The 13384-nt window shown below is 69.0% G+C and carries 11 protein-coding genes; all 11 read left to right on the top strand.

The genetic code is table 11. From position 1 onward, the window contains the following. The first annotated feature begins 121 nt into the window (after positions 1–121). A complete protein-coding gene (locus WMF46_RS46440) occupies positions 122–841 on the top strand; it encodes a MerR family transcriptional regulator (RefSeq protein WP_437983114.1) in 720 nt (239 codons plus the stop codon). A gap of 359 nt (positions 842–1200) precedes the next feature. Then, positions 1201–2214 (top strand): YihY/virulence factor BrkB family protein, encoded by a 1014-nt coding sequence (locus WMF46_RS46435; protein ID WP_437983113.1) that lies wholly within the window; start codon positions 1201–1203, stop codon positions 2212–2214. A gap of 71 nt (positions 2215–2285) precedes the next feature. Next, positions 2286–2624, top strand: a complete 339-nt coding sequence (locus WMF46_RS46430) for a hypothetical protein (protein WP_437983112.1) — start codon at positions 2286–2288, stop codon at positions 2622–2624. Between the two features lie 71 nt (positions 2625–2695). Continuing rightward, positions 2696–3646 carry a diacylglycerol/lipid kinase family protein gene (locus WMF46_RS46425; RefSeq protein WP_437983111.1) on the top strand — a complete coding sequence of 317 codons (951 nt, stop codon included), beginning with the start codon at positions 2696–2698 and terminating at the stop codon, positions 3644–3646. 78 nt (positions 3647–3724) lie between these two features. After that, entirely contained in the window at positions 3725–4906 is a 1182-nt protein-coding gene (locus WMF46_RS46420) for an AAA family ATPase (protein ID WP_437983110.1), read from the top strand. Then, complete coding sequence (locus WMF46_RS46415; protein ID WP_437983109.1) at positions 4903–5604, top strand: hypothetical protein; 702 nt, start codon at positions 4903–4905, stop codon at positions 5602–5604. Before WMF46_RS46420 ends, WMF46_RS46415 begins: the two co-directional genes overlap by 4 nt. Positions 5605–5760: 156 nt before the next feature. Then, the gene (locus WMF46_RS46410; protein ID WP_437983108.1) at positions 5761–7056 is read left to right on the top strand and encodes a ketopantoate reductase family protein; all 1296 of its coding nucleotides are present in this window, start codon (positions 5761–5763) and stop codon (positions 7054–7056) included. A gap of 215 nt (positions 7057–7271) precedes the next feature. Then, complete coding sequence (locus WMF46_RS46405) at positions 7272–9221, top strand: hypothetical protein (RefSeq protein ID WP_437983107.1); 1950 nt, start codon at positions 7272–7274, stop codon at positions 9219–9221. Positions 9222–9223: 2 nt separating this feature from the next. After that, on the top strand, positions 9224–11050 hold the full coding sequence (locus tag WMF46_RS46400; protein WP_437983106.1) for an acetyltransferase: 1827 nt from the start codon (positions 9224–9226) through the stop codon (positions 11048–11050). 29 nt (positions 11051–11079) lie between these two features. Next, complete coding sequence (locus WMF46_RS46395; RefSeq protein WP_437983105.1) at positions 11080–12579, top strand: OmpP1/FadL family transporter; 1500 nt, start codon at positions 11080–11082, stop codon at positions 12577–12579. Positions 12580–12964: 385 nt separating this feature from the next. Next, entirely contained in the window at positions 12965–13279 is a 315-nt protein-coding gene (locus tag WMF46_RS46390) for a hypothetical protein (protein WP_437983104.1), read from the top strand. The last annotated feature ends 105 nt before the right edge of the window (positions 13280–13384 follow it).

Genomic DNA, 13384 nt, shown 5'->3' with positions numbered 1-13384 from the left:
TCCGCGCAGCGCCCCGGTCGAGCGAAAAAAGTGAAGGCGGGCCCTTGATCCTCACGCTACGTGAGGACCTAGCCTCCGGGGCATGGACGTGCTCACCCGCCCTGGAAACAGGGGTAACGCCATGCGTTCAGCACCGTTGAAAGTCGGCGATCTCGCCCGGCAGACCGGCCTCTCCGTCCGCACGCTCCACTATTACGAGGAGATCGGCCTGCTCGCCCCGTCGCATCGCACCGCGTCGGGGCACCGGATGTACTCGGCGGGCGACGTCGCCCGGCTCCAGCAGATCAAGTCGTTGCGCGAGCTCGGCTTCAGCCTGGAGCAGATCGCCGCGTGCCTGGACCAGCCGGGGTTCTCTCCGCTCCAGACCATCGAGCTCCACCTGTCGCGGCTGCGCGAGCAGATCGCGCTGGAGCAGCGGCTCTGCGCGCGGCTCGAGGGCCTGGCCCACGTCCTGCGGTCGGGAGAGGACGTCTCTGTGGAGCAGCTCCTTCAAACCATCGAGGTGATGACCATGAGCGAGAAATATTACACCCCAGAGCAGCTCGAGGAGCTCAAGCAGCGCGCAGAGGCGATGGGCCCCGAGAAGATGCGTGAGGCCGAGTCGGCGTGGACGCAGATCTACGACGACATGCGGGCGGAGATGCAGAAGGGCGAAGGCCCGAAGAGCGAGCCGGTGCAGCAGATCGTGAAGCGCATGCGGGAGCTCATCGACGCGTTCACGGGGAAGAACCCCGGCATCGAGAGGGCGCTCAACACGATGTACCGGGAGGATCCCTCGGTGAGGACGCAACACGGGAATGATCCGGAGCTGCACGAGTTCATCGGCAAGGCGATGAGCTAGCTCGCGGCGCCGGCAGGCCGCCGGCGGAGCGCCCGGCCGCGCGGGGCGGAGCGCCCACGCTGGCGGCGGGGCGCCCGCGCTGGCGGCCGGAGGCCACGGCGCGAGCGCCCGGCCAGGTGGCCTCGGGCGCTCGCGCCGTGGCCGTTCTGCCGTGTGGGGCAATTCGCGCCACGCGCGAGGATCGAGCCGCCTCTGCGCTCGGCCGGGGCCCCGCGCGCGAAAATCGCCGACCTGTCCGGGGAGCTGCAGCCGCAGGCCTGGCACCCCCGTTGCTTTTCATGACAGCGTACAGCGCCTCCGGCGCGAGCCGCCCCAGGAAGAACCCAGCAGCGCTCCATGCGCCCCACGGAAGGTCCATCATGCACCTGCCCGGAAGAGAGATCCCCTGGAAGGATTTCCTGAACGACATCAAGCAGGAATGTATCAAGGACAAGATCGACACCGTCGCTGCTTCGCTGGCGTTCTTCGGTGTCCTCGCGATCTTCCCGTTCCTGCTCTTCGCGGTCGCCCTCGCCGGCCTGGTCATCGATCCTGCCGAGTCCGCGCGGCTGATGGGCGAATTGTACCAGGTGGCCCCGCCCGCCGTGGCCAACATCCTGGGCGAGCGCCTTCAGGCGCTCACCGGGGGCCAGAGCCCGGCGCTCCTGACGGTCGGCGCCCTCGGCGCGGTCTGGGCCGCCTCGGGCGGCGTCACCGCACTGATGGAGGCGCTCAACTCTGCCTATGGCGTCGAGGACAGGCGGTCGTACCTCAAGCGCCGTGGGATCGCCCTGCTGGTCACGATCGGCGGCGCCGTCCTGCTGACGGTCGCCTCGGCGATTGCGGTCGCCACGCCGGCGCTCGCCGCGCACCTCGGCCCCTTCGCGACGCTTGTCCTCTGGCTGCGCATGCCGGTGTCGGCGCTCATCGTGATGGTGGTCCTGGCAACCCTCTATTACTTGCTCCCCGACGTCGAGCAGAAGTTCAAGTTCATCACCCCGGGGTCGATCGTGGCGGTCGTGATCTGGGTCATCGCGTCCCTCGGCTTCTCCTTTTATGTCAGCCGGTTCGGCAGCTACGAGGTGAGCTACGGCGCGCTGGGCGGCGTCATCATTCTCCTCCTCTGGATGTGGATCTCCTCGTTGGCGGTGCTCCTCGGGGCCGAGATCAACGCCATCATCGAGCACCGATCGCCTGAGGGGAAGCGCACGGGCGCCAAGGATGCCAGCGATACGGGGGCGGATCTGCCCAAGACTGCAAAGGAGGAGGCCCAGGGCGCCGCGCTCCCGGCCGGCGCCGCGCGCGCCCCGCGCAACGAGAGCTCGGGCAGCGACGGGGCGCTCCCCCACCCCGCCGGCTCGCGCCGGTCGGAGCTCCATCGAGGGAGGGCGTAAGCGACGCGCCTTCACCGCCGAGCCCCGCGGGGCGGGCCTGTCACTGCCTCTCTGCCACCGGAGCCACCTTCATGCCAACTCGACACCTCCCCTCCTCGCCATCGCTGCTCGTGCTGCTCGGCTCGCTCGTCACGGGTTGCCGCGGCGCACCGAGCGGCGCGCCCGTGGCAGCGCCGCCGGCCGACAGCGCGAAGGGCGCGGAGACGGGGAGCGTGCGGGGCCCGGAGGGCGAGCCGACCGGCGCCGGCGGCGCGCCGGGCATGAGCAGCCCGCCAGGCTGCGGGACCGACAGCCCGATGCTCAAGTACGTGGGGCAGGATCGGGACGAGTGCGCTCGGATCCGCTTCGTGTGCGAGCCCGGCTGGAGCTACTTCAGCGACGACTGCGGCTGCGGCTGCACGAAGCAGTGACCGCCGCCGCGGGGCTCGCGACAAAAACACCTCGCCCTGGGCGGCCTGCGGCATCTAGCATCGGTGCCCGCATGCGCCCCCTCCTCATCGTGAACCCCCGGTCCAGCGGCGGAAAGACGGGCAGGCTCTTCGACGAGATGCTGACGCCCATCCGCCGCATCCTCGGCGACGTCGACATCGTGCGCACGGATCGCCCGCGCCACGCCGTCGATCTCGCGCGCGAAGCCGCGCTCGGCGGGCGCGAGACCGTCGTGGCGGTCGGCGGGGACGGCAGCATCAGCGAGGTCGTGAACGGCCTTATGCAGGCGAGGGACCGGGGCGCCACCGGCACGCGGCTCGGGATCATCGGCGCGGGCACCGGCAGCGATCTCTGCAAGACGCTGAAGCTCACCCGCCGGCTCGACAGCTTTTGCACCGCGATCGCGAGCGGCCACACGCGCCAGATCGACGTGGGCCGCCTCTCGTACGAGACGCGCGACGGCCAGCGGGCCGACGCGTTCTTCGTCAACGTCCTCTCCGCGGGCATGAGCGGCGTCGTGGTCTCGCTGGTCAACGAGTCGTCGCGGGTGCTCGGCAACACGCTCGCCTACTCGCTCGCCTCGCTCCGGGGCCTCGTCCGCAGCCGCGTCGGCCGGGTGCGCTGCGTCACGACGCTGCGCGGGGAGCGCCGCGAAGAGGAGATCTCGACGCGCATGGTCGGGATCTGCAACGGCCGCTTCTTCGGCGCGGGCATGCAGCTCGCGCCGATGGCGAAGCTCGACGACGGCGTGTTCGACGTCATCGACCTGGGCGCCGCGCCCCACCTCCGCTTCGCGGCCGTGTCAACCGGCATGTACACGGGCTCGCACATCCGCCACCCGGACGTGCGCCACTTCCAGTGCGATAGCATCGAGCTCACGCTCCTGAACCGCGACGTCGAGCAGTCGTTCTTCCTCGACGTGGACGGCGAGCCGCTCGGGAAGCTGCCGATCACGGTCACGCTGGAGCCGAAGGCGATCGAGGTGCTGGCGCCGGTCGATTGAGGGGGGCGGCGGAGGGGGCGCCGCAGTCGAGCCGGCAGGGCTAGCCGGAATGGGGCAGGCGCGTAGACTGGCCGCCGTATGAGGATCCTGACCTTCGAGTTTCAGAGCGCTGGGCGTGGCTGGACGCTCGAGCCGATGGTGCTCGATGCGTTCAACCTGCTGGTCGGCGTGTCCGGGGCGGGCAAGACGCGGATCGTGCGGGCGATCGAGCAGGTCCGCGCCGTGGCGCTCGGAGAGAAGGAAGAGGATGAGCTGATCGATGCAGTCCGCGGGGCCAGCTTCGTGATCGGCTTCGAGCACGAAGGGCTCACGTACCGCTGGGAAGCCGATCTGGAGCCGCGCGTCGGGCGAGGGGCAGAAGAGCACGGCGCGCTGCACGCCGAGGAGCCGCCCCTCATCCGAACCGAGCGCATCTTCCAGGGAGACCGGGCCATCGTGGAACGCTCGCCTGAGCGCTTCCTTCTGAATGGCCATGCACTCCCCAAGCTGGACCGGGCGCAGAGCGCAATTGCCGTCCTCAAGGAAGACCCGCAGATGGCTCCGGTTTACAAGGCCTTTTCGCGCTGTATTCCTCGATCAGCGCTCGAAACGTTGCCGAGCCATGGATTTACGACGGAGACTCACTTCGAGAAGCGGCGTGGCAACTACCAATCCGCGGCAGATCTCGGTGCGGACTTCACGCTGCCGCTGCACCACAAGGCCGAGCTTCTCCAGGAGGTGTTTCCAGAGGCGTTCGCCGAGATAGAGGAGGCGTTCAGCGAAGCGTTTCCCACTGTCGAGAAGCTCAAGGTCCAGCGCTACTACCCTATGGGCTCCGAGGCGAGCAAGGAGTTAGGGGGTAGCTACAACCTCGCGCTCACGGCAGCCGAGTCGGGCGTCGATAGCTGGATCTTCTTTTACGACATGTCCTCTGGCATGCAGCGTTACCTCTCCTTCCTTATCCACCTCTCGTTCGCTCCGCCTGGTACGGTGGTGCTCATCGACGAGCTGGAGTCGAGCCTTGGCGTCAACTGCCTGCCCGCAGTGACACGCTTCCTCCTGAGCCGCGCGCCGTACCTCCAGCTCGTTCTGACCAGCCACCACCCCTACATCATCGAGCAAATCCCGCCGAGCCACTGGAAGATCGTCACCCGGAAGGGCAGTCGCGTGCGGGTCCTCGAGGCTGAGAAAATCCCGGCGATGGCAGAGGAGCGTTCGCACCTCGACCGCTTCACGCGCCTCATCAACCTGCCGGAGTACGAGCACGGGGTCCAGGGATGAACCTCGTCCTCCTCGTGGAGGGTGCCGAGACCGAGCCGAGGGTCTACGAGGCATGGCTTCGACACCGGCTCCCCGCGCTGCGTCGCGTGCCCAACGTGGCCGACCTGATCGCCGACGGCTACGTCCTCGTGAGCGGCAAGGGCTATCCCTCGGTTTATCGCAGGATCGCCGGCCTCCTCCAGGACATCGAAACCAACGCCGGTCGCGTGCAGGAATTCTGGATCTGTATCGACTCGGACGAGGACACGTACGAGGCTCGCTACGCCGAGGTCCACCGCGCCGTGCAGGCCGAGCTCCAGGGCACCCGCATGGCAAGGACCAATCCCTCCCTCGAGATCCGCATCATCATCCAGCATTGCTGCATCGAGACCTGGTTTCTGGGGCACGACGGCTTCCTCCGCGCCGGCCCACAGTCACCCCAGCTCGTCGATTTCAAGCGCTTCTACGACGTGAGCACGGACGATCCCGAGCGGATGGGGACCTATCCGGGCTACGTCACCCGCGCCAGCTTCCACCTGGCGTATCTCAAGGCCATGCTCATCGAGCGCAGCCATCGCTACACGAAGCAGCGCCCAGGCGTGGTGATCGAGCCGTCGTACTTCGAGGCGCTGCGGGCGCGTTGCGCGCGCACGGGGCACATCCAGAGCTTCCGGCAACTGCTCTCAGCCTTCGAGGCAGCTGGGGACGTGGGGCTGTAACACCCATGCGGGCCGCCCCGCGAGCCACCGCCGCCCCCCCGCTGCTCACACATGACGCGCTGCGGAAGCCGCCGTGGCTTCCGACACCCCCGCCCCCTTGTGCCGCTCCCCTCGAGCCCGTCGAGCCCGCGCCGCAGCGGTGGTAATGGATCTTTCATGAGCTTCATCGATTCACCTGCCGAGCTTGCCCCGGGTGCCTCCGTGGCCCCCGCGTCCTCCGCCCCCCGGCTGCTTGTCGTCGGCTGCGGCGGGATCGGCGGCATCATCGCCGCGTACCTGTTCGAGCAGGGCCACGACGTCACGGCCTTCACGACGAACGCGCTCATCGCGGACGCCATCAACGCCGGCGGCTTCCGGGTGCGCGGCGAGACGAGCCCTGGCACGGTCGGGGGCCGCGCGGTGCGGGAGCTCGGCCCGGACACCCGCCCCTTCGACTACATCCTCCTGGCGACGCAGCCGCCGCAGGTCGAGGAGGCCGCGCGGAACGCGGTCGCGCACCTCGCCCCGACGGGCGCGATGATCTGCCTCCAGAACGGCCTCTGCGAGGAGCGCATCGCGCGCATCGCCGGCCCGGAGCGCACCTTCGGGGGGATCGTCGCGTGGGGCGCCTCGATGGTGGAGCCCGGCGTGTACGACCGCACCTCGAGCGGCGGCTTCGTCCTCGGCCGGCTCGACGGGGCGAGCGACCCGCGCCTCGACGAGCTCGCGCGCATCCTCGAGGCGATCGGACCGACGACGGTGACGGACAACCTCGCCGGGGCGCGCTGGTCGAAGCTCGCGATCAACTGCGCCATCTCGTCGCTCGGCACCGTCGGCGGCGATCGCCTCGGCGTGCTGCTCAGGCATCGCTTCGTCCGCCGCCTCGCGCTGGAGATCATGACCGAGACCGTGCAGGTCTCGCGCACGATCGGCGTGCGCCTCGAGAAGGTCGCAGGGACGCTCGACCTCGACTGGATCGCGCTCACGGACGCCGAGCGCACCGCCGTGGGCTCGCCGGGGCTCTTCGCGAAGCACGCGCTGCTCCTCGCCGTGGGCGCGCGCTTCCGCCGCATGCGCTCCTCGATGCTCGCCGCCATCGAGCGAGGCCGCCCGCCGGCCGTCGACTTCCTGAACGGCGAGGTCGTCGAGCGCGGCGCGGCGCTCGGCATCGCGACGCCGATCAACGCCGCGATCCGCGAGGAGGTGCTCGCGATCGCGGCAGGCAAGCGCAAGCCGAGCCTCACGCTGCTGCGCGCGTTCTTCGACCGGACGCGCGAGCTCGTGGGCGCGCCGTCGTCCATGCGGCCACCGCCGCCGGCGACGCCGGCCGAGCCGCCCGCGGCTCCGCCGCACGAGCCGCCCGCGGCCGCGCCGCATGAACCGCCCTCGACCGCAACGAGCGCCCAGGCGGACGCATTGGGCGAGCCGTCCATGCCATCAGCGAACGTCCAGAGCGATCTCAGGGACGCGTAGACAGGCGCCAAACGGCTCGGCGACAGAAGACCGACAAGCGGACGAGCAGCCGTAGGAAACCGACACGTGTCCTGGCGCTCCTGGCGTCGTCGCGGATCGAGCTCACCGCGCCGTCGCGGCACGAACTCTTTGTCGCGCCGTGGCGTCGAAGTTCGGTAGCATCGGGCGTCTCTTCCTGCGGATCTCTGGAAGATCCCTCGACGAGGAACCCTCGCATGACGCACTTCTCGCTCGCCCTCTCCTCCCGGCGCGGCGCCGCGCTCCGCGGCGCTTCCCTCGTGCTGCTCACCGCGCTCGCCGCATGCGGCGACGACGGAGGCGGCGGCGGCAGCGGGGCCGCTGGCGGCGGGGGGAGCGGCGGCGAGGGCGGCGGAGGCGGCGGCGTGGTCATCGAGGAGCCGAACCGGTTCCGCCTGCGCATCGACGACGCCCAGGTCCCGTCCGTCGTGCTGGAGCTCGACAAGCAGAAGGCGCTCCAGGTCTTCGGCGAGGACGGCGCCAAGCAGATCACGATCCTCGACGTGGACACGACCGGGCTGCTCCAGAGCGCGCTCGAGCAGATCCAGAACGCGTGTGGGACCTCGTGGCAGAACGACAACCCGAACCCCGGCCACGACTGCTCGCTCACCGAGCTCGGCCGGAGCTTCGGGACCGAGTGGCGGACGTCCCCAGAGTTCGCGCTGGTGCGGCTGCTCAGCATGACGCCTGCCAACGCCAATGTGACGGGTACGACGCTCACGGAGCTGAAGGCGCTCTTCGATGACAACCCCGACACGTTCACGTTCGACTTCGCCGACGTCCTCGCCGACAGCATCACCATCGATCTGGCGGTCCAGCCGGCTCCGACGGCCGTGCGCAACAACCGGACGGCGCCCTTCGTGCCGATACCCAAGCTCATCCTCGCCCTCCAGCAGCAGCTGCTCGGCACGCACCCGGCCATCGCCAACCCGGATGGCGTGAGGATGTCTGTCAGCCTCTACGAGGCCCTGCTCGATCTCCAGCCGCTGTCCGAGAAGCTCGGGCCCAGCGGGGATCACCCTGGCGTGCTCGTACGCGACGATGAGACGTTCACGACGAAGAGCGATGTCCTCCTGCCCGACTTCCAGATGCGCGTCGTCGCCGAGTCCGGCCTGCGCCGGGTCTCCGGGGTCGACCTCTCGAAGGGCGCCGGCGACATGTTCCTCCGGGACGGCGACGCGCCGCTCCGGTTCGACTTCACCGATCCGGAGAAGCTCCAGATCAGCGGCATCGCCCCGACGCCGACCATCGATATGCGCATCTCGCTGCACGAGATGCCCACCGAGGTGGAGGCGTGCGTCGAGTCCGAGGAACCAGCCTGCAAGGAGAACCGTCCAGGCATGCCGGTCGGCTCCAAGACGGTATGGTCTGCCCCGCCATTCATGATGGAGCACATCGTCGGCAAGGCGGCTTACCTGACGTATGGCGAGCGTGCGCCATTCGCAGGGTGCTACTTCCGCGTGAGCGGGACATGCGAGGTGGGCGTCAACATCGGCCTGGGCGACGAGCCGCGCGGATGGTCCAGCTTCACGGCCCATGTCGGCAGCACTCATCCGGCGACCCCTGAACCTCAGTTCCTCTGGGAACTGCTCACCGAGGTCGGCCAAGCCGCCATCCACGACCCGACCGGCGACGGCGCCCCCGAGATCTCCGAGGGCGCCGCCCAGCCTATATACGCTCTCCACGGCGTCAGCATCGGCCTTACCGCCGACGAGATCGAGGCCGACCTCCGCCCGACCCTGCAGAGCCAGGCCAACGAGATCGCGGACATCATCCTGGGCCGTTACTGGGTTAACAACGACGGGCTCGACTTCTTCTACGGCCGCGGCGCGCCCGACGGCGCGCCCACCTTGTTCTTCGTCGCCGAGGACGACCTCAGGCCTTCGGATCAAAGCTCGGAGGCCCCCCGCGCCTACACCTACGAAAGTCCCGGCTTCTTCACGAGCCCGGATCTCAGCGAGGCGAGCAAGGTCTCGACGAAGGAGCTCGACGGCGTCGACGACACGACGCACGAGAAATACAGGCTGCCGCCGGGCGAGACCACGCTGTACATGCAAGACGACGAGGGCGCCGTCTACGAGGTCCGCTTCTACGTGCCCGAGAGCGACGATCCGGTGGAGATCACCGCCGACGTGGAGAAGCTCTGATCATGGAAGCGCGAGACCGCACCCGCCCCGCCGCACCCGCCGCCCGCCGGCTCTCCCGGCTCGGCCCTCTGCTCACCGCCGCGCTCTCCTCTGCGCTGCCCGGCTGCGTCGAGGCCGTCACGGTGGAGCAGGCGCCGCCCCCGCCGGCGCTCGGCATGAACGAGAGCCGCACCCTCACGCTCGAGTTCCTGCGGTTCGACGCGAGGGGCTTCGCCAAGACGCTCACGCTCGAGGAGCTCAAGGCCATCCCGCGGCCCACCCTCGAGGGGATATGGCTGCTCGATCTCGACATCTCGACGCTCATCGAGAACGCGCTGCTCAAGGTCATGTACATGGCCCCCGCGGAGATCGCGGCGCTCCCGCCGGCGTCGCGGAACCTCGTCGGGCTCCTGAACATGACGCCGGAGAACGCCGATCTCCGCGGCACGAGCCTCGAGGGCCTGCTCGGGGTCGGTAACGCCGTCGGGCTCCCGACGTCGAAGATCCTCTCGGACCTCACGGGCGCGGCCGGCAACGAGCGGCTCATCCCCGTCCAGATCACCTCGCAGGCCGTCCTGGAGAACCTCGTCAGCACCCACCCGAATACCCAGTACCGGAGAGGGCCGGTCGACGACGAGCACCCGGACGGCGTCTACCCCGTCGCGCCGCACTCCATCCCCGTCACGCTGTACGACGTCGTCACCGATTTCGCGGGCCTCGCCGCGCAGTTCGGCCCGACGCCGCTCGATCCGGACGACCCGGACGGCGCGGAGCACCCCGGCTTCATCAAGGCCGCGTCGGGGGTGAAGGCGGCCCTCGACGACTTCACGATGACGGTCCGCGTCGACGTCAACGCCCTGCCGTACAAGGGGGTCGACGCCACGATGGCCGATGTCGCGAGCGTCAACAGCACGCCCGGCCAGATAGACACCCTGTTCGATTTCAGCCAGGAGGACTGGCTCGTCCTGGACAACCTCGCCAGGAACCTGAGCATCGGCGAGCTGACGCTGGCCATCCCCGAGAACGCGATGCTCCTGCCGGGCGGCACGAGCCGGGAGCCCGCGCCGCGCGGCAACTCGCCCGTGTGGGAACAGCCGCTCTGGGAGTTCGAGCACATCCTCGCCCGCGCGGGTGAGCTCAGGGCAGCCCAGATCGAGGATCACTGCTCGACCTACGCGCCCGCGGGCACCTCGACGAGCGACTTCGAGGCCGTGAAGGTCTGCATCGACGAGAGCGGGTGGACCGAGATCAGCGTCGACGAGAGCGTCATCCTGGAAGACCCGCCGCCGGCGCCGTCCTACTTCTGGGACATCCTCCTCGACGTGGCCCAGGCGCGGATCCATGACGGCAACCTCGCCGAGGGGGAGGCCAACCTCGAGGTGACCCTGCGCGACGTGCCGGTCGGCGTGAAGACCGAGGATCTCGTCGCGAGCATCAAGGAGAACCTCGCGAGCGATCCAGCGGTCCTCAAGGACATGGCGCTCGAGCTCAACAACAACGCCGCCGGTGACGCGGACTTCTACCTCTACCAGCCGAGCACCGAGAGCGGCGTCGCCGGCCAGCGGGATTACCTCTACTTCGTCGCTCCCGACGACATCCGCAAGGACGCGGACGGCGCGCGCGTGCGCGACTATGCCTACGAGAGCCCTGGCTTCTTCTCCGACCCCGCGCTCGAGAAGAAGGTGTCGACGACCGAGGAGATCGACGGCGACGCGCTCCACGAGAAGGTGGAGGTCAAGGCGGGAGATACGCTGTACTTCGCGGACGACGAGGGGCACCGGTACGAGATCAGGATCGGCGACAAGCCGAGCCCCCATCGTCTCTCGCTCACCCTCACCCGGATCCAGTGATCGGCCCCCCCACCGTGAGGACCCGTCTCATGCAAGGAGCTCTGCCGCCCCCGCGGCCCCGCGCCGGTGCCCGCGCCCGTGCGCGTCAACGAACAGGACGTGAACTCGCCGCGCTCTCGCTCGCGACAGGCCTCGTCTGCCTGACAGCGCGGGACGCGCACGCCTCGGGCATCGACGCGCCCTGGGTGACGAGCGGCCTCTCGGGCCCCACGACGGCTGACGCCGCGGCTGTCTACTGGAACCCGGCCGAGCTCGCCGGGGTCCAGCGGCCGGAGCTCGTCCTGGGCGCGGGCCTCATCGTCGGCCACGCGACCTACCAGCGCGAGCGGCTCGGCACGTACCAGACGCCGGACACGCTCCAGTTCAAGCTCCCGCTCGATCCGGCGAACGTCGACGCCAGCAAGCGCGGCCGCGCCGAGGAGGTGTCGACGACGCCGATCGCGCCGACGGGCAACGCCTTCCTGGCGATCCCGGTCCTGCCGAACCGCCTGACCGTGGGCGTCGGCCTGTACGTGCCTTATGCCGCGGCGCTCAGCTTCCAGGACGGCGCGCAGCGCTGGCAGCTCCGGCAGGCGTTCATCGTCTCGACGTCGCTCACGGCGGCCGCCGGGCTCAAGCTGACCGACCAGGTCTCGCTCGGCGCCGGCGTGTCCTACGTCAGCGGCCTCGCGGAGCTCTCGAAGGTGCAGGACTTCGGCAGCCTCAAGGAGTTCCACGACGGCCTCGACTACCTCAAGCAGGACAACGACTTCGGCCCGAACACGCCGTCCGAGCTGCGCGAGCTCGACGTCCTCGCGCGCTCCATCTCGATCAAGGAGGCCCTGTCGCACGGCGCCTCGTTCCACCTCGGGCTGGCCTTCAATCCCAACAAGGACCTTCGCTTCGGCCTGACGTACCAGCACAGCGCGGCGATGCGGTACAAGGGCAAGTTCGCCATCGACATGGACCACCCGTTCTTCACGCAGGACCTCGCCGAGCAGGGCCTGCGTTACAAGCCGCTGGTCGAGGGCGACGTGGAGCTCTCGTTCACGCTCCCCAAGCGGCTCACCGCCGGCGTCGGCTACCGGGTGAACGACAAGCTCAGCCTCGATGGGCTCCTCTCGTACGTGCTCTATTCGGACATCGAGGCGTTCGTCGTCGAGGCCACGTCTCCGGACCTCGCGCAGCCGAAGCTCGGGATCACCGATCGCGTCACCGTGACGCTGCCGCGCAGGTGGAACGACACGGTGTGGGCGGAGATCGGCGCCAAGTACAAGCTCAGCGAGGCGTTTCTGGCGACGGCGTCGGTCGGGTATCAGTCGGCGGCCTCGCCGGACAGCACAATCGACGTGGCCTCGCCCGACAACCACCGGCTGATCGGGGACGTCGGGGGTGTCTTGAAGCTCAGCGATCGCGTGTCGCTCTCGGGCGACGTCCGCGTGCAGGGCATCCTGCCGCGCACGGTGACCGGCTCGGATTACGACCTCGGCAACGGGAAGTACTCGCTGGTGCTCGCGACGGTGGGCGGACACCTCAAGTTCGTGTTCTGACCGCGATTCGCCGGCCGCCGGCGGCCCACGTCGTGGCTGTCCGTCGCGAGCCGGCGCGCTGTTCTCCGCGAGGAACAGGTGTCTCCTCCAGAGAGACAGGGGGCTCGGCAGCCGCGTGCTCAGCTCCGGAGATCAGGCGAACGATACGCCTCGATTTCGGCGCAAGCGCGGGAGCTCGCGGGCGGACGCCCGGCCCGCTCGCCGTGGCATGGCAGCTGCAAAACCTTTCGCCGGACGCTTCGTTTCTCGCCGACAGCGCCGCGTCGACCCACGGACAACGCACGTTGCGCGCGGGTCGACACGCAGAGGGCCATTCGCCGTGAGCTCCTGTCGACGTCAACGACATCGCTGTTCCATCTGTCCGGTCACCATCGAGGAGAGTCGAATGTTCACTCGCGTTACCCAACGATCCCTGTCTGTCCTTCTCGCGTCGCTGCTGGCGAGCTTCACCCTGTTCGGCTGTCAGGTCGAGGTCGCTGAGGAGCCGTCCCCCGACGTCGAGGTGGGCGAGGCGAGCCAGGAGTTGATCAACTGCAAGGGCCGGTGCGTCAGGTTCTTCTTGGCCTGCATCCAGTCGAGCGAAGGCGAAGACCGCGAATTGTGCACCGCCGAGCGGGATGCCTGCCTGGCGGACTGCGACGAGCAGACCTGCGAGCCCTGGGAGCCCGGGTGCTGCCAGGGTCAGCCGACCTGCTGGTAGTCGCCTCTCCCCCGCCCTGCCGGGATGATGGAACCGCCAAGGCGCCATAAGACGCCAAGATTATTGGGATTTTCTTGGCGCCCATGGCGCCTTGGCGGTTCAAGA

The sequence above is a fragment of the Sorangium sp. So ce117 genome (genome assembly GCF_051524395.1).
In the GTDB taxonomy this organism is placed as follows: domain Bacteria; phylum Myxococcota_A; class Polyangia; order Polyangiales; family Polyangiaceae; genus Sorangium; species Sorangium cellulosum_B.
This window is presented reverse-complemented; position numbering and strand designations above follow the sequence as displayed.

What these genes read in the sequence shown, in the direction of transcription:
- WMF46_RS46440 (WP_437983114.1), top strand. Translation starts at nt 122, where the DNA reads ATGCGTTCAGCACCGTTGAAAGTCGGCGATCTCGCCCGGCAGACCGGC.
- WMF46_RS46435 (WP_437983113.1), top strand. Translation starts at nt 1,201, where the DNA reads ATGCACCTGCCCGGAAGAGAGATCCCCTGGAAGGATTTCCTGAACGAC.
- WMF46_RS46430 (WP_437983112.1), top strand. Translation starts at nt 2,286, where the DNA reads ATGCCAACTCGACACCTCCCCTCCTCGCCATCGCTGCTCGTGCTGCTC.
- WMF46_RS46425 (WP_437983111.1), top strand. Translation starts at nt 2,696, where the DNA reads ATGCGCCCCCTCCTCATCGTGAACCCCCGGTCCAGCGGCGGAAAGACG.
- WMF46_RS46420 (WP_437983110.1), top strand. Translation starts at nt 3,725, where the DNA reads ATGAGGATCCTGACCTTCGAGTTTCAGAGCGCTGGGCGTGGCTGGACG.
- WMF46_RS46415 (WP_437983109.1), top strand. Translation starts at nt 4,903, where the DNA reads ATGAACCTCGTCCTCCTCGTGGAGGGTGCCGAGACCGAGCCGAGGGTC.
- WMF46_RS46410 (WP_437983108.1), top strand. Translation starts at nt 5,761, where the DNA reads ATGAGCTTCATCGATTCACCTGCCGAGCTTGCCCCGGGTGCCTCCGTG.
- WMF46_RS46405 (WP_437983107.1), top strand. Translation starts at nt 7,272, where the DNA reads ATGACGCACTTCTCGCTCGCCCTCTCCTCCCGGCGCGGCGCCGCGCTC.
- WMF46_RS46400 (WP_437983106.1), top strand. Translation starts at nt 9,224, where the DNA reads ATGGAAGCGCGAGACCGCACCCGCCCCGCCGCACCCGCCGCCCGCCGG.
- WMF46_RS46395 (WP_437983105.1), top strand. Translation starts at nt 11,080, where the DNA reads ATGCAAGGAGCTCTGCCGCCCCCGCGGCCCCGCGCCGGTGCCCGCGCC.
- WMF46_RS46390 (WP_437983104.1), top strand. Translation starts at nt 12,965, where the DNA reads ATGTTCACTCGCGTTACCCAACGATCCCTGTCTGTCCTTCTCGCGTCG.